Source organism: Paracoccus sp. 228, assembly GCF_000967825.1.
Taxonomy (GTDB): Bacteria; Pseudomonadota; Alphaproteobacteria; order Rhodobacterales; family Rhodobacteraceae; genus Paracoccus; species Paracoccus marcusii.
This window is the reverse complement of the sequence record NZ_JYGY01000001.1, coordinates 1-18663: the sequence shown is the minus strand read 5'-3', so window position 1 is coordinate 18663 and position 18663 is coordinate 1. Positions and strand designations below refer to the sequence as shown.

14 protein-coding genes are annotated in these 18663 nt (G+C 65.5%); 11 read left to right on the top strand and 3 right to left on the bottom strand.

The genetic code is table 11. The features are described from left to right. The first annotated feature begins 49 nt into the window (after nucleotides 1-49). Nucleotides 50-589 carry a PAS domain-containing protein gene (locus SY26_RS00070; RefSeq protein WP_176695085.1) on the top strand — a complete coding sequence of 180 codons (540 nt, stop codon included), beginning with the start codon at nucleotides 50-52 and terminating at the stop codon, nucleotides 587-589. After that, entirely contained in the window at nucleotides 582-3983 is a 3402-nt protein-coding gene (locus SY26_RS00065) for a chemotaxis protein CheB (protein WP_045998783.1), read from the top strand. The genes SY26_RS00070 and SY26_RS00065 overlap by 8 nt, the downstream gene beginning before the upstream one ends. Here SY26_RS00065 and SY26_RS19725 read toward each other — a convergent pair. Beyond that, nucleotides 3980-4561, bottom strand: a complete 582-nt coding sequence (locus tag SY26_RS19725; protein WP_052715052.1) for a TetR/AcrR family transcriptional regulator — start codon at nucleotides 4559-4561, stop codon at nucleotides 3980-3982. The genes SY26_RS00065 and SY26_RS19725 overlap by 4 nt on opposite strands. A gap of 108 nt (nucleotides 4562-4669) precedes the next feature. Here SY26_RS19725 and SY26_RS00055 point away from each other — a divergent pair, with 108 nt between their 5' ends. From SY26_RS00055 to SY26_RS00045, 3 genes are read left to right on the top strand one after another with little or no spacing between them, the layout of a single operon-like run. Further along, on the top strand, nucleotides 4670-5986 hold the full coding sequence (locus SY26_RS00055) for an efflux RND transporter periplasmic adaptor subunit (protein WP_064503529.1): 1317 nt from the start codon (nucleotides 4670-4672) through the stop codon (nucleotides 5984-5986). A gap of 6 nt (nucleotides 5987-5992) precedes the next feature. After that, nucleotides 5993-9109, top strand: coding sequence for an efflux RND transporter permease subunit (locus SY26_RS00050; RefSeq protein WP_045998782.1), 3117 nt, complete (start codon nucleotides 5993-5995; stop codon nucleotides 9107-9109). Next, on the top strand, nucleotides 9106-10491 hold the full coding sequence (locus SY26_RS00045) for an efflux transporter outer membrane subunit (protein ID WP_045998781.1): 1386 nt from the start codon (nucleotides 9106-9108) through the stop codon (nucleotides 10489-10491). The genes SY26_RS00050 and SY26_RS00045 overlap by 4 nt, the downstream gene beginning before the upstream one ends. Here the strand turns inward: SY26_RS00045 and eutC are convergent. Together eutC and SY26_RS00035 are read right to left on the bottom strand one after the other, a co-directional pair. Continuing rightward, nucleotides 10488-11216: an ethanolamine ammonia-lyase subunit EutC gene (gene eutC, locus SY26_RS00040; RefSeq protein WP_045998780.1), complete on the bottom strand. Its 729-nt coding sequence runs from the start codon at nucleotides 11214-11216 to the stop codon at nucleotides 10488-10490. The genes SY26_RS00045 and eutC overlap by 4 nt on opposite strands. Then, nucleotides 11213-12586: an ethanolamine ammonia-lyase subunit EutB gene (locus tag SY26_RS00035; protein WP_045998779.1), complete on the bottom strand. Its 1374-nt coding sequence runs from the start codon at nucleotides 12584-12586 to the stop codon at nucleotides 11213-11215. The genes eutC and SY26_RS00035 overlap by 4 nt, the downstream gene beginning before the upstream one ends. 256 nt (nucleotides 12587-12842) lie before the next feature. Between SY26_RS00035 and SY26_RS00030 the strand changes: the two genes are divergently transcribed. From SY26_RS00030 to SY26_RS00005, 6 genes are all read left to right on the top strand, one after another. Beyond that, on the top strand, nucleotides 12843-14069 hold the full coding sequence (locus SY26_RS00030; protein ID WP_064503528.1) for a site-specific integrase: 1227 nt from the start codon (nucleotides 12843-12845) through the stop codon (nucleotides 14067-14069). Then, a complete protein-coding gene (locus tag SY26_RS00025; protein WP_045998778.1) occupies nucleotides 14066-14584 on the top strand; it encodes a hypothetical protein in 519 nt (172 codons plus the stop codon). The genes SY26_RS00030 and SY26_RS00025 overlap by 4 nt, the downstream gene beginning before the upstream one ends. Nucleotides 14585-14662: 78 nt before the next feature. Next, entirely contained in the window at nucleotides 14663-14872 is a 210-nt protein-coding gene (locus SY26_RS00020) for an AlpA family transcriptional regulator (protein WP_045999543.1), read from the top strand. 127 nt (nucleotides 14873-14999) lie between these two features. After that, nucleotides 15000-15545: a hypothetical protein gene (locus tag SY26_RS00015; protein ID WP_045998777.1), complete on the top strand. Its 546-nt coding sequence runs from the start codon at nucleotides 15000-15002 to the stop codon at nucleotides 15543-15545. A gap of 528 nt (nucleotides 15546-16073) precedes the next feature. Further along, the gene (locus SY26_RS19720; protein WP_052715051.1) at nucleotides 16074-17381 is read left to right on the top strand and encodes a virulence-associated E family protein; all 1308 of its coding nucleotides are present in this window, start codon (nucleotides 16074-16076) and stop codon (nucleotides 17379-17381) included. A gap of 946 nt (nucleotides 17382-18327) precedes the next feature. Then, on the top strand, nucleotides 18328-18663 hold a 336-nt coding region (locus tag SY26_RS00005), incomplete at its 3' end, for a hypothetical protein (protein WP_198143070.1).

The following is an 18663-nucleotide window of genomic DNA, read 5'->3' as shown; positions in this document are numbered from 1 at the left end:
TATTGTACGGTTGAACGTCGGGGACATGGCCCGCCGCAACAGGATGACGATGCCCGACCCCACGCTGCCCGAAGCCCTGCGCGCCCAGATCGCGCGGTCGCGGATCGCCATTTCCCTGGCGGCGGCGATGCCCGACATGCCGCTGTGCATGGTCAACGACGCCTTCTGCCGGCTGACCGGCTTTGACGCCGACGACAGCCTGGGCCGCAACTGCCGCTTTCTGCAATCCTCCGCCACGCCGAGGGACCAGATCGGCGCGATGTCGCGGTTCCTGGCCGACGATGCACAGGATGACGGGCGGTTCCCGGTCCTGAACCGCACCCGCGACGGGCGGTCGTTCATGAACCTGGTGTTCATGTCCAAGCTGCGCGGCAGCGACGGCACGCTGCGTTTCGTGATCGGGTCGCAGTTCGACGTGACCGCATCGGACGCGGCAGGAACGATCGCGCGCGATGATGTGGCACTTAGTCGCAACATGGCGGACTTGCGCCGGGCCGCGGGACAGTTCGGACTGATCATGTCGGATTCCACGGGGCTGATCGCTCGTTCAATCAGCACGCTTGCAAGGATCACATTGCGCGATGAATGACGCCTCGCCCGCACGCGCCACCACGCGTCCGCCCTTCGCCGTCGTCGGCATCGGCGCCTCGGCCGGGGGGCTCGAGGCGCTGCACGACCTGCTGCGTGACGTCCGGCGCGAGGACCCAGCCGCCTATGTCGTCATCCAGCACCTGGATCCGACGCATGACAGCGTTCTGGCCGAATTGCTGGATCGGCGCACCGCGCTCAGCGTGCAGCAGGCGACCGACGGCACGGTGCTGCAGCCGGGTCATGTCTATACCATACCCCCCGGCGCGCGGATGCTGATCAGCGACGGACGCCTGCACCTGACCGATTTCGACCAGCCGCGCGGGCTGCGCCGCCCGATCGACGACTTCTTCGAAAGCCTGGCGCATGACCGCGGCCCGGCCGCTGCCTGCGTGATCCTGTCGGGCACGGGGGCGGACGGCACGTTGGGGCTGCGCGCGGTCAAGGAACATGGCGGCATCTGCGTCATCCAGGAACCGCGTACCGCCCGGTATGACGGAATGCCCCTCTCTGCGCAGTCGACCGGGCTGGTGGACTATGTTCTGCCGCCGGAACGGATCGTGCCCGCCATCCTGCAGTTCTTCGATTCCAGCGAAACGCAGCAGGCCGACGACGCGATGCTGGCCGATGCGCGGCTGATCTGCCGACACCTGCTGGACCGGTGCGGGCACGATTTCTCGGGCTACAAGATGACGACGCTGGTGCGGCGCATCCGCCGGCGGCTGCAGGTCCTCAACATTGCCGGCACGCGCGACTATCTGCGCCACCTGCAGCGCCATCCCGACGAATGCGAGGCGCTGCTGAACGAGTTCCTGATCAACGTGACGCGGTTCTTCCGCGACCCCGAGATGTTCCAGGCCCTGCGCGAACAGGCGATCCGCCCGATGGTCGCGGCCGCCGACGGAGAGGAGCTGCGCGTCTGGGTCGCCGGCTGCTCATCCGGCGAGGAGGCCTATTCCGTCGCGATGCTGATCGATACGGAAATGCGCGCCGCCGGGTTGCGGCCCCGCTTCACCGTGTTCGCCAGCGACATCGACAAGAAGATGATCGAGATCGCCCGCGCCGGCACCTATCCGATCAGCGCCCTGGCCGACATCCCCGAGGAGATGCGCGCGGCCTATACCACACATCGCGACGCGCTGATGCAGATCACGCCGCAGCTGCGCGACCGGGTGCGCTTCTCGCTGCATTCGGTGCTGCGCGATCCACCCTTTGCGCGGGTCGACCTGATCTCCTGCCGCAACCTGCTGATCTATCTGGACGAAGATCTGCAGTCGCAGGTGCTGCCGCTGTTCCACTATGCCCTGCGCCCCGGCGGCTACCTGTTTCTGGGCCCGTCCGAAGGGGTGCGTCGCGAATCCATGCACTTCACCGAACTGGACCGCCCCGCGCGGCTGTTCCAGCGCGACGCGACGCCCGCGCGCCTGCCGCTGGACATGCCGTTCCTGCGGTCCGAGGGCGACCGCCCCTCCCCCGCCACCCGCAGCCGCAAGGCCGAGGAGGGCGCGGCCCGCGACGGGGCCCTTGCCGCACAGCGCCGGGTCCTGGACCGGTTCGCGCCCGCCTCGCTGCAGGTGTCCCCTGCGGGAGAGGTCCTGTGGACGGCGGGCAGGCTGGGCCGTTTCCTGGCCGTCGATCCGACCGCCAGAAAGCCGATCCTGGCACCGCAGATCGTGCATCCGGGCCTCAAGGAGGCGGTGACCGCCGCGCTGGACCAGGTGGCCGGAACGGGCCGCGCGGCCATCCTGCGCAACCTGCTGGCGCGGTCCGACCTGGGGGCACAGCCGGTGACCCTGTTCGCGGAGCCCCTGCCCGACCGCAGCGTCCTGCTGGTATTTCACGACGCGGGCGCACAGGCCCTGCCCGACACGCTGGACGAGACGGACGAACTGAGCGTCACCGAATCCCGGTCGGACCTGCTGGAGGAGCAGCTGCGCCTGACGCGGATCGAGCTGCACGGCGCCGTCCAAGAGCTTGAGACCGCGAACGAGGAGCTGAAGAGCTCGAACGAAGAAATGATGTCGATGAACGAGGAGCTTCAGTCCACGAACGAGGAGCTGAGCACCGTCAACGACGAGCTGAAGTCCAAGATCGACGATCTGACGGCCGCCAACAGCGACCTGCAGAACTTCTTTTCCGCGACCAAGATCCCCCTGCTGGTGGTCGACCGCGACGTGCGGGTGCGCAACTTCACCGCCGCGGCGCTGCAGATCTTTCCGCTGCGCCGGTCCGATCACGGCCGCCCCCTGGCCGACGTGTCCAACGTCTTTGCCAGCGACGTCCTGCTGTCGATGGCGGCCGAGGTGGCCCGCCAGGGCGAGGCGCAGGGGACCGAGCTGGTCGAGGCCGGCGGCACCCGTGTCTGGCGCGTCGATGCCAAGCCCTATCGCGGCCCCGAGGGGCATCTGGACGGCGCCATGCTGGTCTTCGAGGACGTCACCGCGCTGCGCGACCTGCGCGTCGAGGTCGAGCGGCAGGAGGAGCGGCTGAACGCGGTGCGGTCCATGGCGCGGATCGCGGTCTGGCATTACGACGCCGCATCGCGGATGCTGACCATCGACGACAGCTCAGACCTGCTGGGCCTGGGCCAGACGGCGCAGCTGCCGCTGTCGGCCTTTGCGGCCCTGATCGCGCCCGCCGACCGTGACGGGCTGCTGGCCGACCTGCAGGCCTGCGCCGCGGGCACGGCCTTTCGGCGTGTCGTGTCACCTTCGTCCGACGCACGCTCCGCCGTGCGGTTGGAGACGGCGGCCGCGCGGTTCGGGACCGACGACGGCGATTGCCGCGTGCTGGGGGTCATGCTGGACGTGACCGCCGCGCAATCGGCCGCCACGCTGCGTGAAGCGGTGATTTCCGAGATGGACCACCGGGTCAAGAACCTGTTCACCCAGATCTCGGCGATGCTGCGGATGGCAGCCCGCGAGACCGACGACGCCCGGACCGTGGTCGAGGAGGTCTCTGCCCGGATCAATGCGCTGGCCAGCTCTCACGGACTGACCACGGCGCGGGGCACCAAATCGCAGCTGCCTCTGGCCGATCTGATCGCGACCACGCTGGCGCCCTATGACGGTGCGCGGATCGACAGCGGCGGTGACGACCTGACCATCCCGGCCCGCCTGGTGGTCCCGATGTCGCTGATCCTGCACGAACTGGCCACGAACGCGTTCAAGTACGGCGTCCTGGGGCCGGTCGACGGTGCGCTGCAGATCACGTGGCGGCGCGATGGCGACGGGGCGGTGCTGGACTGGACCGAACGCTATGACGCGCCGCAGGCGCAGGACGAACCCGATGCGGGCTTCGGCTCGATCCTGCTGGAGGGGGCGACATCGCAGATCGACGGCACGTTGCAGGTGACGCTGGATGCGGACAGCCGCCGCACCCGCCTGACCTTCTAGGTCAGCAGCGCGCCGACCTGCCGCATCTGCTGGCGCAGCATGTCGGGAATGTCGGATTCGGTCATCGTCTCGTCCCCCGCCCAGGTGCGCACGGCATGCGACAGCGCGTGGGTCGCCAGTTCGGCAATCAGCATCGCCTCGGCCCGGCGGTCGGGGCCCAGGCGGGCATGCAGCAGTCCGCCGATCGTCAGGGCGATGTTGTCCATCGAGTTGCGGAACACGGCCATCAGCTCGGGGGTGGTGTCCCAGACCTGTTCGATCATGCGGACGACCTGGCGGTCCAGGTCCTTCAGCTCCAGCATCCGGCCCAGCAACAGCGCCAGATCGTCGATCAGCGCCCCCTTGGACGTCACGATCCAATCGGCCGTGCAGGGTTCCAGCTGCGGCGGCATGCCCAGGACCGCAGCCTGCTTGTTGGCGTAATAGTTGAAGAAGGTGCGCGGACTGATCCCTGCCTCGGCGGCGATGGAATCGGTGGTGACCGCGGCATAGCCCGACCGGATGCTCAGCCGCAGCGCGGCCAGCTGGATCTCTCGGGCGGTCTGCTGGCGGCGGCGGTCGCGCAGGTTGCTGGTCATTTTCGGGGCAGTCTCCTCGTGCAGTCGAAGGAAACATTGCATAGTCCGCAAAAACATGCAATCAGCGCGCAACAGTGACGCCCCGTCGGGCGCTTATCCAGGACAAAGATGATGCCGAAACACAGCCTTGCGACCGGCGCCGCCATGGTCGCCGCGATTCTGTCCACCTCCGCGGCCTGGGCGCAGGCGCCCGAAGGGATGCCGCCCAAGCAGGTGGGCGTCATGCAGGTCGCGGTTCAGGACGTTCCGCGAATCGTGACCCTGCCCGGTCGCGCGGTCGCGGTGTCGGAGACCGCCATCCGCCCCCGCGTCGGCGGCATCGTGACCGAGATCCTTTACGATCCCGGCGCCGCGATCGAGGCGGGCACCCCGATGTTCCGCATCGAGGACACCACCTATCAGGCGAACCTGGCCAGTGCCGAGGCGCAGGTCGCCTCTGCCCGCGCCCAGGTGACGCAGTCGCAGTCGTCCTTTGACCGTACCCAACAGCTGCTGGGTTCTGGGACGACCCAGGCCCAGGTCGAACAGGCCCAGGCCGCGCTGGACCAGGCGACCGCCGCGCTGCAATCGGCCGAGGCCGACCTGACGCTGGCCCAGGCCGAACTGGGCTGGACCACGGTCACCAGCCCCCTGTCGGGCATCGCCAGCGTGTCGGCAGCGTCCGTGGGCGATCTGGTGACCGCCGGACAGGCCGACGCCATGGCTACCGTCACCCAGCTGGACCCGATCGAGGTCGACATGTACGAACCCTCGTCGCGCTTCCTCAGCGTGCTGGACGACATCAACGACGGCAACCTGCGCCTGAACGACGAACTGGCCGCGACCCTGACGCTGGAGAACGGCCGCGAATACCAGGCGGTTGGCCAGCTGGTCGCGCCCGGCGTGACCGTGTCGACCTCGACCGGGTCGATCGACACGCGGTTCCGGTTCGACAATCCCGACAACCTGCTGCTGCCGGGCATGTTCCTGCGCGGGCAGGTCGATCTGGGCGTGACCTCGGCGATCCTGGTGTCGCAGTCGTCGGCCACGCGCGACAAGGTCGGCACCCTGACGGCCTGGGTCGTCGAGGATGGCAAGGTCAGCCAGCGCCAGCTGACCGATGACGGCACCTACAAGCACCAGTGGATCGTCACAGACGGCATCGAGGATGGCGAGACCCTGGTCGTCGACGGCCTGACCGGGCTGGCCGAGGGCATGGAGGTCGTCACCGTCCCCGTGACCATCGACGAAACCGGCGTCGTGCGCGAACAGGCCCCCGCCCAAGGCGCCCCCGCCGATGCAGCCCCCACGGATGCAGCGCCCACGGATGCGGCCTCCGCCGACACGGCCCCCGACGCAGCCGCGGCCGACGCGGGAACCGACACCGGCCCCGCCGACGCAGCCCCCGCGGAGGCGGATGCCGCCCCCGCCGGCGCGACGGAGTAATCGCGCATGGCACGTTTCTTCATTCACCGGCCCGTCTTTGCATGGGTGATCGCCCTGATCACCATGCTGGTCGGCGCGCTTGGCCTGAACAGCCTGGCCATCGAACAGTATCCCCAGATCGCACCCACGACGGTGCAGGTCCGGGCCACCTATAACGGCGCCTCGGCCGAGATCGTCGAATCCTCGGTCACCACGGTGATCGAGGACGCGATGACCGGCATCGACGGCCTGACCTACATGACGTCGAACTCGACGCCGGGGTCGGCATCGGTCGCGCTGACCTTCGACGACACCGTCGACCCCGAGATCGCCCAGGTCCAGGTGCAGAACAAGCTGCAGCTGGTCACGTCGCAGCTGCCCGACGTGGTGCAGCAGCAGGGCGTGCAGGTCGAACGCTCGACCAGCTCGATCCTGCTGGTGGCGGCGCTGACGGCGGAAGAGGGCACCTATACCACCGTCCAGCTGGGCGACCTGATCTCGCAGTTCATCGAGGATCCGGTCAAGCGCACGCCGGGCGTCGGGTCGATCAACACCTTCGGCTCGGGCTATGCGATGCGGGTCTGGATGGACCCGATGAAGATGGTCCAGTACAGCGTCACGCCCGCCGACGTCACCGCGGCCGTGGCCGCGCAGAACACCAACGTCACCGTGGGCGACCTGGGCGCGCAGCCCGCCGCCGAGGGCCAGCGGCTGACCGTGTCGGTCACCGCGCAGTCGCAGCTGTCGACGGTCGAGGAGTTCGAGAGCATCCTGCTGCGCGTCGATCCCGACGGATCGACGGTCTTTCTGGGCGACGTCGCCCGGATCGAGATCGGTCAGGAAAGCTATGGCGGCAGCTCGCGCTACAACGGTAACCCGGCCGCGGGCGTCGCCGTGAACCTGGCCACCGGCGCGAACGCCGTGTCGACCGCCGCCGCCGTGCGCGACACCATCGACAGCCTTGCCGGCGCCCTGCCCGCGGGGGTCGAGATCACCTATCCCTATGACACCTCTCCGTTCGTGGAAAAGTCGATCAGCCAGGTCTACAAGACCCTGGCCGAGGCCGTGCTGCTGGTGTTCCTGGTGATCCTGGTCTTCCTGCAAAGCTGGCGGGCGACGATCATCCCGGTGGTGGCGATCCCCGTCGTGCTGCTGGGCACCTTCGCCGTGCTGGCGGTGGCGGGCTTCTCGATCAACACGTTGACGATGTTCGCGCTGGTGCTGGCCATCGGCCTTCTGGTCGACGACGCCATCGTGGTCGTGGAAAACGTCGAGCGGGTGATGGAGGAAGAGGGCCTTGGCCCCGTCGAGGCCACCGAAAAGAGCATGGACGAGATCACCTCGGCGCTAGTCGGCATCGTGCTGGTCCTGTCGGCGGTGTTCCTGCCGATGGCGTTCCAGACCGGCGCCACCGGGGTCATCTATCGGCAGTTCTCGATCACCATCATCACCGCGATGATCCTGTCGCTGGGCGTGGCCGTGATCCTGACCCCCGCCATGTGCGCAAGCCTGCTCAAGGCGCGCAAGCATGGCCAGGGCGGCATCGCCCCCGCCCGCTGGTTCAACCGCAACCTGGACCGGACCACGACCGGCTATGTCGGCATCGTCACGCGGCTAGTGAAACGCCCGCTGCGGATGCTGATCGTCCTGGTCGCGATCGGGTTCGGCGTGATGACGCTGTTCGACCGCCTGCCCGGATCGTTCCTGCCCGACGAGGATCAGGGCGTGGCCCTGGCCATCATCCAGGGCCCGGACGGATCGACCACCCAGCAGACGCAGGCCCTGGTCGAAAAGGTCGAGCAGTACCTGCTGACCCAGGAAACCGACACGGTAGAATCGGTCTTTGCCGCGCTTGGCTTCAGCTTCGGCGGGACCGGGCAAAGCAACGCGCTGGTCTTCATCAAGCTGCGCGACTATGCCGAACGCGACGGGTTCGACATCGCGTCGCTGGTGAACCGGGCGAACGGCTATTTCTTCACCACCAACCGCCAGGGCCAGATCTTTGCCCTGCAGCCGCCCGCGATCCAGGGCCTGGGCACGTCCTCCGGCTTTACCATGTACCTGGTGGACCAGACGGGCCAGGGCCAGGACGCGCTGGCCGCCGCCGCCAACCAGCTTGTCGCGGATGCGCAGGCGGGTGGCCAGGTCACCAACCTGCGCGGCAACGAGACCGCCAACACCCAGACAGCCCTGCGTCTGGACATCGATCAGCAGAAGGCCGCGGCCTTTGGCCTGAACATCGGTGACGTGAACGCGATGCTGTCGGTGATCTTTGCCGGGCGCGACGTGAACGACTTTGCGCTTGGCAACGACCTGCGGCCCGTGGTGGTCCAGGGCGAGGCCGCAAGCCGCAGTCAGCCCGAGGACATCGAACGCTGGTATGCCCGCAACAGCCAGGGGGAAATGGTGTCCTTCGGCGCCTTCGCCGATCAAAGCTGGCAGCAGGAACCGCAATCGCTGGCGCGTTTCGGCGGCACGCGGGCGCTGGAGCTCAGCGGGGCGGCCGTTCCCGGCCTGTCCTCGGGCGAGGCGATGAACGTGATGGAACAGATGGTGGCGGACATGGACGGCGGCTATGGCACCGCATGGACCGGGCTGTCGTTCCAGGAACGGCTGTCGGGCAACCAGGCGCCGCTTCTGTTCGCGCTGTCGGCGCTGGTCGTGTTCCTGTCGCTGGCCGCGCTGTACGAAAGCTGGTCGGTGCCGCTGGCGGTCATGCTGACCGTTCCGGTGGGCATCCTGGGCGCCCTGGCGGCCGCGCTGTTCTTCGGACAGTCGAACGACGTGTACTTCAAGGTGGGTCTGCTGACGACTATCGGGCTTGCCGCCCGAAACGCCATCCTGATCGTCGAATTCGCCGAGGCGCAGGTCAAGGAGGGCAAGACCGTGGTCGAGGCCGCCCTGATCGCATCGCGCCAGCGTCTGCGTCCGATCCTGATGACCACGTTCGCGTTCATGCTGGGCGTGCTGCCGCTGGCCATCGCGTCGGGCGCCGGTGCGGGGGCGCAGAACTCGATCGGCATCGGCGTTCTGGGCGGCATGGCTTCCTCTGCCGTCATCGGGATCTTCCTGGTGCCGGTCTTCTATGTGGCCGTGCTCAAGATCCGGTCGCTGCTGTCGCGCAAGAAGGAAAAGACCTCGTGACGTTTCCCCGTATGACCCGCGCGACGCTGTCGCTGACGGCGCTGTTGATGATCTCCGCCTGTGCGGCGGTGGGGCCCGACCCCACCGCCCTGCCCGACACCCGTGTCCAGGGCGCCTTCGCTGAAGGCGGCGGCGGCCCCGTGGGCCAGGTCGGCACCACGGCCTTCTGGTCGGGCTATCAGGACCGAACCCTGTCGCGGCTGATCGCGGACGGGCTGGACACCAGCCTGGACATCATCACCGCCAACGAACGCATCCGTGCCGCGGCGGCCGACCTTCAGGCGACCCAGCCCCTGGCGGCCCAGATCAGCGGAGAGCCCGCATCGGCCAGCCGCGTGCGGTCGGGCGGCGACGGTCAGGCGACCGGCTATACCAGCAGCGCCAACCTGTCGGCGGGCTTCGTGTTCGATCTGTTCGGGGGCGCGCGCCGGGCCCGCGAAGGGGCCGCCGCGGGCGTCGCATCGGCCGAGGCGCAGGCCCAGGTCACCCGGCTGGCATGGCTGGCCGAGGTCATCAGCGCCTATTCCGACGCACGCTACAACCAGCAGGCGCTGGCCCTGACCCGCGACACGATCGAGGCGCGCCAGGCCACCCTGAGCGTCACCCGCGACAGCCAGGCCCTGGGCCTTGCCACCGATTTCGACATCGCCCAGACCGAGGCACTGCTGCAGACCGCGCAGGCCGACCTTCCCGCCTTCGAGGCACAGTTCAACGCGCAGGTCTATCGCCTGTCGACGCTGCTGAACCAGCAGGCGGGGCCGCTGATGTCGCAGATGCAGGGCGGATCGGGCGCGCTGCGCATCCCGCCCGGCCCCGGCACCGGGGTACCGGCCGAACTGCTGCGCAACCGTCCAGACGTGCGCGCGGCCCAGCAGGATCTGGTGCAGGCGCTGGCGGCGGTGGGGGTCGCGACGGCGGACATGCTGCCCTCCCTGTCGCTGACCGGCACGGTCAGCGACACGGGCGGGGCGACGGGCTGGGGCTTTGGCCCGCGCATCAGCCTGCCGGTGGCCAACCAGGGCATCCTGGGCGCGACCCGCACCCGCCGCGTGTCCGAGGCGCGCCAGGCCGATCTGGCATGGCGCAGCCAGGTCGCGGCCTCGGTCGAGGATGTGCAGACCAGCCAGTCGAACCTGCGCCGCCTGCGCCAGCGCGTCGATGCGCTGGACCGCGCGGCGGCCAGCTATGACCGGGCCTATGCCCTGGCGCGCACGAACTTCGAGGCGGGCGCCCTGCCGCTGGTCGATCTGCTGGACGCCGACCGTCAGCGTGCCGCGGCACGCCTGCAGGCCGCATCGGCCCGTAACGACGCCGCCAAGGAATGGGCCGCACTGCAGATCGCGACCGGTGCGGGTGCCGCCGTGGCGCGGATCGCCGACTAAGCCCGTGGCGGCAGCAGGTCGCTGCCGCCGCTTTCGTCCTTCAGCGCGATGCCCGTCGCGCCGATCCGACGCCCCTGCATCACCAGCCAGGCCAGCCGTTCGGCGGCGGCCTGATGGGACAGCCCCCCGTTCGGATGAATGTTCGACACGCAGTTGCGCGCGTTGTCGCGCAGCCCGATCCGGGGCGCATGGGTCAGATAGGCGCCAAGGCTGTCGGCCACCGACAGTCCGGGCCGTTCGCCGATCAGCATCAGCACCATGCCCGCCCCCGTGGCCGCCCCGATCGCATCGCCCAAGGCCACCCGCGCGCCCTGCGCCAGGATCACCGGACGCCCCGCCAGTTCCGGCAGGCAGGCGAGCAGCGCCCGCACCACGCCCGCGGCCTGCGCCATGACCGCGGGCGCGGACAGCCCATCCCCGATCACCACCTGCAGCGGCGCGTCCAGCCGGGGCAGGTCATGGGGCGCCAGCTGCCGCCCCAGGTCGGGGCGGCGCAGATAGGTGGCGCGGTCGGTCGCCATACTGTCCACCCGCAGCACGGGCAGCGGGCCAAGGTCCCGCGCCAGCGCGTCCCAATCCACCTGCCCGTGGATCGCATCGCGCGCCGCCGCGTGGTCCTGCTGAAACCGCAGCAGGTCCGGCAGGGCGGTCGCCCCGGCTCCCGCCTGCAGCCGCACCCGCGCCGGAGTCAGGGCGGACAGGCGGCGCAGGTCCGGCGCGCTCATGCGGACAGCCCAAGGCGGCGGGCCATCGCGCCGGTATCGGGCGATGCCCCACCCGCAAGGCCGAACGCATCCAGCCATGCCACGAATTCGGGTGCCGGGGTCAGGCCGGTGGTTTCGCGCAGATAGGCGATGTCCTCGAATGCCAGGCTTTGATAGCCCAGCATCACGTCGTCGGCGCCCGGCACGGCGATCACGAAATTGACCCCCGCCTGCGCCAGCAGCGTCGACAGCGTGTCCATGTCGTCCTGGTCGGCCTCGACATGGTTGGTATAGCAGACATCGACCCCCATCGGCAGGCCCAGCAGCTTGCCGCAGAAATGATCCTCCAGCCCCGCACGGATGATCTGCTTGCCGTCGAACAGGTATTCCGGCCCGATGAAGCCCACGACAGTATTGACCAGCAGCGGCGCAGAGGCGCGGGCGACGCCCTGGGCGCGGGCCTCCATCGTCTGCTGATCGACGCCGTGATGGGCGTCGGCCGACAGGGCGGACCCCTGCCCCGTCTCGAAATACATCACGTTCTGGCCGACCGTTCCCCGCCCCGCCGCCAGTCCCGCCTGATGGGCCTCCTCCAGCATCGACAGGGTGATGCCGAAACCTTCGTTGGCGGCCTGGCTGCCCGCGACCGACTGGAAGATCAGGTCCACCGGAGCGCCCCGCTCCAGCAGGGTCAGGGCGTTGGTCACATGGGTCAGCACGCAGGTCTGCGTGGGGATGTCCAGCGCCTGGCGCATCTCGTCCAGGGCGGACAGCAGGGCGTGGCAGTTGGTCAGGTTGTCCGACGCCGGGTTGATCCCGATCACTGCGTCGCCCGCCCCCTGCAACAGCCCGTCCAGCACCGCGACCGCGATGCCGCGCGGGTCATCCGCCGGATGGTTGGGCTGCAGCCGCGAGGCCAGCACCCCCGCCCCGCCAATGGTGTTCCGGAATGCCGTGACGACTCGCACCTTGCGCGCCACGCGGATCAGGTCTTGGTTGCGCATCAGCTTGCTGACCGCGGCCACCATCTCCGGCGTCAGGCCGGGGGCGACGGCGGCCAGGGCCGCACCGTCCGTGGCGGGTGACAGCAGCCAGTCGCGCAGATCGCCCACAGTCATCGACGCGACCGGCGCAAAGGCCGCGCGGTCGTGGCCATCGATGATCAGGCGTGTGACCTCGTCATCCTCATAGGCAACCAGCGCATCGGACAGGAAGGTGGTCAGCGGCAGGTCCATCAGCACGCGCCGCGCCGCCACGCGTTCCAGCGCGCTGCCCGCCGCGATCCCGGCCAGCTGATCGCCCGACCGTTTGGGCGAGGCCGCGGCCATCACCGCAGCCAGGCTGTCAAAGCGAAATCTGTGGTCGCGCGCTGTGGCGGCATACGTGGCCATGACCATCCCCGGTTGTCGGGGGACAGAATGACCCGAACGGCATCGGGGTCAAGGCATCGATGAAGGGGGGGTTGGTGCGGCCGAGAAACACCGACTAGAACAAGCACCCCGTATCAGCCGTTATCGCATCTGCTTACGCACCGTTCTGAATTTCAGAAATCCAGCATTCTTATGTGCTTACTGTGTATTCGATTGTCAGGTGTTATCGCCCCGTATACGTTGCAGGTGTGGAACCTAGTGTGTAACGGAGAGTGGCATGGCACGCGACAAGCTGAGTGCGGTTCATGTACGGCAATCGCCTGCCGGCAAGTACGGAGACGGCGGAGGTTTGTGGCTGCTGAAGAAGGATAAGGACGTCGGCAGTTGGATGTTTCGGGTGTCCGTTCATGGTCGTCTGCGGCATATGGGCCTAGGCTCGATCTCAGATGTTTCCTTGGCAGAAGCGCGCGCTGCTGCCGCAAAGTGGCGCACGGTCGCGAGAGAAGGCCTCGACCCCATTCAAGAGCGAGAGCGTCAGCGGCGTGAAGCTGGACGAAACCTGCACTTGCTGGCAGACGTCGCGGCCGACGCCTTTGAGGCCAGGAAAGCGGACCTCAAGGGCGAAGGCAAAGCAGGCCGGTGGTTCAGCCCTCTTGAGATCCATGTTCTTCCGAAGCTGGGTAAGTATCCGGTTTCAAACATCGATCAGATTGCAATTCGGGATGCACTAAAGCCGATCTGGAAAACCAAGGCGGCAACAGCGGAGAAGGCGCTGCAGCGACTTAGCATCGTAATGAACCATGCAGCGGCACTGGGCTATCCGGTGGACATCCAAGCCTGTCTGAAAGCAAAGGCCCTGCTTGGAGGGCAAGGGCGCCAAGTCGAGAACATTCCGTCCCTTCCTTGGCAGGATGTGCCGGATTTCTATGCGTCGCTGTCGGACGGCTCGACCACTCATCTAGCATTGCGACTGCTGATCCTGACTGGTCTGCGGTCTGCGCCTGTGCGGATGATGCGGGTCGAGCATGTCGTTGGCGATGTGCTGACAGTGCCGGCTGACTTGATGAAAGGCAGAAAGGGAGAGGCCAAGGCTTTCAGGGTTCCTCTGGCTCCCGAGGCGATGCTGCTAATCGAGGAGGCCAAACGTCAGGCCCGTGACGGCTTACTGTTCCCGAGCCCCCGGGGCGGCGTTCTGAGCGACATGTCTCTGTCTCGCCTCATGGAGCGCCGCGAGATGGAAGCGCGCCCTCATGGGTTCCGGTCGAGCCTGCGCGTGTATCTTGCCGAGAACAGCTGCCCTCGCGACGTGGGTGAAATGATCTTGGCTCACTCGGTCATGGGCAAGGTCGAGGCTTCTTACCAGCGTTCGGATCTGCTGGCTGTGCGTCGCCCTTGGCTGGAGCGCTGGGCCCGGTTCGTGACGACGGGAAGGGACATGCCGACAGAGATCCCTGCAAGTGCCGAGGTTGTGGCGCTGGTGGCTAAGCAAGAGGGTGCAGCATGAGCAATGAAGCATTAACCGCGTGGGATATCGAAGCTGACCTCTTACCTGCGCATTGGCAGCTAACCCTCGAACAGCGGCGCGATTATATCATAGAGCGATGGCTGATCGAGGGCGGCGACAACCAGCCATTTTTGGACTGGGTCCTGCGGGAAGGACATCAGCCATCTCGACGGATAATTGAGATCGTGGCGCAAATGATGGCAAAATCTGCAGGAGTTGAACTTCCAGCAAACATGGAGCCGCCCTTCGGAATGGTCATTGATCGTACGGGACATGCTCACGGTCCCAAGGACATGGAGACCGAAGTCCGCAATTTCTGCGTAGCAGCTATCTCAGATGCAAAAATCGACAGCGGGATCAAGCCGGGCGTGGCTGACAGGGAAGCCTTTAAATTCGCACAAGAATGCGGCTTCGACGGGTTCGGTTACGACACAGTTGAGAAGCGACGGAAGGCTTTCAGGAAGTCTCGGGGTAAATACCTACGTCAGCCTAGCGGCACTAAGGGAAAAGACTAGGCTAGTCCATTACCCATACATTACAGTGACTTAGAATGCGTGATGCGGCATGATCATTTCAGATGAATGGAGGCAATCATGACCGCTCAATACGAACATGCAGATCCGCTTCTGACCGATAAGGAAGGTTGCGCAATCCTAGGCATTGCCAAGCCCACCTGGTGGCGCTGGGTGCGTGACGGGATCATTCCGAAGCCTGTCAAGCTGGGTTCTCTATCCCGCTGGCCGCGTTCGGAGATCCTCGCCGTGATCGAGAATGCTAAAGCGGCGCGCCAAGCTGCCGCCTGACCGTCCTGCCGGGATAGAAAAACCCCCGGCGCTGTTTCCAGAACCGAGGGCGGTTGGTCGAATTCACTTCGTCGCTGTTGTGAAATTAGCATCACATCGCCGCTCGCGCAACAAAAAGGCTGCGCACATGGCCCTCTTTGCTCCCCTTTCCGTTCAGATGCCGCATACCCCGGTTTTGCGTGTCTCTGTCGATGGTAGCGCGATCCGCGTCCTGCCGATGAACCGACACCTTATCCCCATGCCGGAAATCAGGTTTCCGCGGCATTTCGGACAAATGACCATGCCCCAGATCGTATCGGCATACGGGCACCCCGAGTACCTGCTCCAGCAGGCTCGCATCGCCGCGCTGATCGACACGGCGGCAGAAATTGGCGAACTTACAGACCGTGACGTGATCATGCTCCAGGATCTTACCGACCTGCTAGCGATCGTCATTCGCAAGGCGTCCGGCGGCATCGCCTCGCGCTGGTCGCACAAGTACCTGCTGCCGATCTTCGGGACGTTCCCTTCGTTCGACGAGGTGCAAGGGTCCTTCCAGGTGCGGGATGGCCGGCAGGAGGTATACGACGCGATCGGCTTCCTGCATTCCGTGTCCGTCCACCTCGATCGGCTGGAGGCAACGCTCAGCCCAGCGTCCAAGGCACTGATCGCCGGAGGGTGCGACCATGGCTGATAAGCATGCATCGCAACCAGTCGTGCCATTCGTGGTGGCTTGGGAGGGCGAAAATCATTACGAGGTGCGGCCGTGCCGATGGGCCGGCGGGAAGCTTGCGCTGTGGCAGCGGCATGCACCGGGAGTAGGGCGCGTCCTGTATGAGGATCTGCATGTTGTAAGGTCGCGTCGAGCCGTGGCGCAATGGCTGTGTCCTATCTGTGGAAAGGCTACTGATCCATCCGACAGATTTTGGTTCGGCCTTGGTGAGCCCAGCCTGCAAAGGCAGGATGGATCCCACTGGGGGTTTGCGACATTCAATGCTCCGAACCACAAGCGTTGCGCAGAGATCGCGGCAGAAGGTTGCCCCCATCTTGCCCAGAGCGGGCATAGGCCGATGCCGTTCCCGAACCCTGACGCCATCGTGGCAGGAAACCTAGTCGCTGTCGGAGGCTCTGTGGAGGCCACCGGCTTTTCTCTCCGTCCTGGGCAGACCGTTGCCGGCCAGCTGTTCTTCGTGTGGCGTGAGAAGCCCAAGGGGGCGATGTGATGACCCAAGATAACGAGGATATTCAGCCTGTGGATCACGAGCGAAACGCTTCAGTGGTTGCTTTTGATCGACAATTAAAAAGGTCACAGACAGCCATCAACGGCGACATGCGTTTCGATTTCGAGGTCGAGGCCGTACTGGCTGGTCGAGGCCAGAGGATCAGGCGTAACTTGCTGTCGGACGCGTTGGAACTGCACGGGCGGAACGGAACGACCGTGATGACCGACGATCTTCTTTCCGACATACGATTTTCGCTCATCTGGTCGCGGAATGGCCAAGAGCCCGCGAAAGACAAGGTTGCCGATGCGGTGTCTTTGATCGGCAAGCGCAATGCCTATCATCCGGTTCGGGATTATCTGACGGGACTGGAGTGGGACGGCGTCGAGCGGCTGGACGAGTGGCTGATCAACTATGCCGGAGCGGCCGATAACCCGCTAAACCGTGCCATCGGCAGGAAAGTCCTTTGTGCCGCTGTTCGGCGCGCGCATAGGCCGGGCTGCAAGTTCGATCACATGCTAGTTCTTCAAGGGCCGCAGGATCTCGGGAAATCAACTTTGCTGAAAGCCTTGTGTGCGGATGGTGACTGGTTCACCGACCAACTGGAGGTTGGAGCGGATCCCAAGGTAACGATCGAAAAGACAGCGGGCGCTTGGATTGTCGAGATGGCCGAGTTGGACGGTCTCGGCAAACGGGATGCCAATCGGGTCAAATCGTTCATTACGACAACACATGATCGCGCCCGGCTTGCATATGACCGGTATCCAGTTACGCGAGGTCGGCAATTTGTCTTGTTCGGAACGACAAACGAAAGCGCCTACTTGACGGACCTGACCGGGAACCGCCGTTTCTGGCTGGTCAACGTGTCTCGTGCCGATCATGCAGCGATCCATGATGTCCGGGACCAATTATGGGCGGAAGCTGTCGCGCGCGAACCTGCCGAGGCCCTTTGGCTGGAGGATGCGGCATTGAAGGCTGCAGCGGCCGACATTGCCAAAGACGCAACTGATTATGGGCCTTGGTTTGATCTTCTGTCTGAGCGTGTCCCTGATGGCTCTTGGAAAATCCGCCTATCTGACGCCTGGCGTATTGTAGGCATTGAGGTCAGCGACGTGAATAAGCTGACAAGCCAGCACCACATGAACATGCGGCGTGCCATGACAGGTCTTGGGTTCGACAAAAAGGAGAAAGGGCTGCGCTTTGACGGGCGGTCTACAGGCGCGTGGTTACGGGGTGACGTAGCCGATGCCGAATGGTGGGCGCTGGGCGACGGTGAACCGCGATCTCAGCAGCCCGGCATAGACTGGTAGTGAGCGTTCAGTTGAGAAGGGGCCCGGCCAATGCGCCGGGTCTTTTCTATTTCCAAGCCCCTGCAGACGACCTCTATCACCCCCTGCACCCTCGGTTGAACCACCTGCACCAAGGTTCGAACCACCTGCACTTGCTCGTTGCAGGCGGTTCGGACAAGATTGCAGGTGGTTCAAAAGGCGGACCACCTGCGGCTTAAGTGATTGATAAATAAGATCTGCAGGTGGTGCAGGTGGTGCAGGTGGTTATTTTGTAAGAGTAGCCATAACCCTCTACTGCTGGGGAGTGTTTGGAAAATAGCACCTTCACCGCCTGCACCACCCTGCAGTCGATATCGGTATTACCTTATACTGCATGCAATCTGTGCACGTGATGCTTCGGACTTAGCTTTCGAAGCATCATCGGCAGCCACAGAACAGGCTAAGGCAGCGCTCCTTGTCTCAGACACTGCATCCCATGCGGCCCAAGCGGCTGTGTCGGCCTTGTCCATCGCGAGATACGATAACCAGATCGATATCACCTGCAGAAGCAGAACAGCGGCAAGAACTTTGTCCCGCCATGTTGCTGCTCGGACATTCAGCCATAATTGCGCGAGCATTCCAGTCCCCATTCAGACCTCTGCAGTCAATGTGCTTCGGGGATCTGCCAAGTCAATACGCTGCACAAAAATCTAACTACTCCTCGTAAAGCATTCGCCAGACTCGAAATCGATGCCAAGCGTGTTGCGAAATTCGCAACAAAAACAATTGCTTGACGCTGTGCCGGTTGTCATGCGATTCTTGATTTCAGATAGATGTATGAGGTTTCACCATGCCCTCTGGCGGCGCACGACCCAATGCAGGACGCCCAAAAGGCTCCCAGAACCTTAGGACGATCGCSGCGACGGAACTCGTCGCCCGAGCCCGGGAGCGGTTTCCGACATATAGCCCGATCGAGGCCCTTATTGCCTTGGCCGAGAACTCCGATGATCCATCGCTGCAGAAGGACTGCCACGCGGCCGTCCTGCCGTACATGGCCCCGCGCTACCGCCCGATCGAGGCAGATCCCAACGCACTGGTCGAATTGGAGGGGCGGATGATCCGGGCCCGCTTGGATGCCGTTGCGCAGGCATCTGAGGTCGTCCCCGGCCTTGCAGAGCGTCTGCAGCGTGCCATGGCGGCAGAGGCACTGCACATCGCCGAGAACCCGCAGCTGATGGATGCCGCGCCTCCGGTCGATACTCGTCCGGCTCCATCACCGGCACCGCAAGTCACACCTGCGCCTAAGCCTGCAGCCTTCGTCCCG

What these genes read in the sequence shown, in the direction of transcription:
- SY26_RS00030 (WP_064503528.1), top strand. Translation starts at nt 12,843, where the DNA reads ATGGCACGCGACAAGCTGAGTGCGGTTCATGTACGGCAATCGCCTGCC.
- SY26_RS00065 (WP_045998783.1), top strand. Translation starts at nt 582, where the DNA reads ATGAATGACGCCTCGCCCGCACGCGCCACCACGCGTCCGCCCTTCGCC.
- SY26_RS19725 (WP_052715052.1), bottom strand. Translation starts at nt 4,561, where the DNA reads ATGACCAGCAACCTGCGCGACCGCCGCCGCCAGCAGACCGCCCGAGAG.
- SY26_RS00025 (WP_045998778.1), top strand. Translation starts at nt 14,066, where the DNA reads ATGAGCAATGAAGCATTAACCGCGTGGGATATCGAAGCTGACCTCTTA.
- SY26_RS00015 (WP_045998777.1), top strand. Translation starts at nt 15,000, where the DNA reads ATGGCCCTCTTTGCTCCCCTTTCCGTTCAGATGCCGCATACCCCGGTT.
- eutC (WP_045998780.1), bottom strand. Translation starts at nt 11,216, where the DNA reads ATGAGCGCGCCGGACCTGCGCCGCCTGTCCGCCCTGACTCCGGCGCGG.
- SY26_RS00070 (WP_176695085.1), top strand. Translation starts at nt 50, where the DNA reads ATGCCCGACCCCACGCTGCCCGAAGCCCTGCGCGCCCAGATCGCGCGG.
- SY26_RS00035 (WP_045998779.1), bottom strand. Translation starts at nt 12,586, where the DNA reads ATGGCCACGTATGCCGCCACAGCGCGCGACCACAGATTTCGCTTTGAC.
- SY26_RS00050 (WP_045998782.1), top strand. Translation starts at nt 5,993, where the DNA reads ATGGCACGTTTCTTCATTCACCGGCCCGTCTTTGCATGGGTGATCGCC.
- SY26_RS00055 (WP_064503529.1), top strand. Translation starts at nt 4,670, where the DNA reads ATGATGCCGAAACACAGCCTTGCGACCGGCGCCGCCATGGTCGCCGCG.
- SY26_RS19720 (WP_052715051.1), top strand. Translation starts at nt 16,074, where the DNA reads ATGACCCAAGATAACGAGGATATTCAGCCTGTGGATCACGAGCGAAAC.
- SY26_RS00020 (WP_045999543.1), top strand. Translation starts at nt 14,663, where the DNA reads ATGACCGCTCAATACGAACATGCAGATCCGCTTCTGACCGATAAGGAA.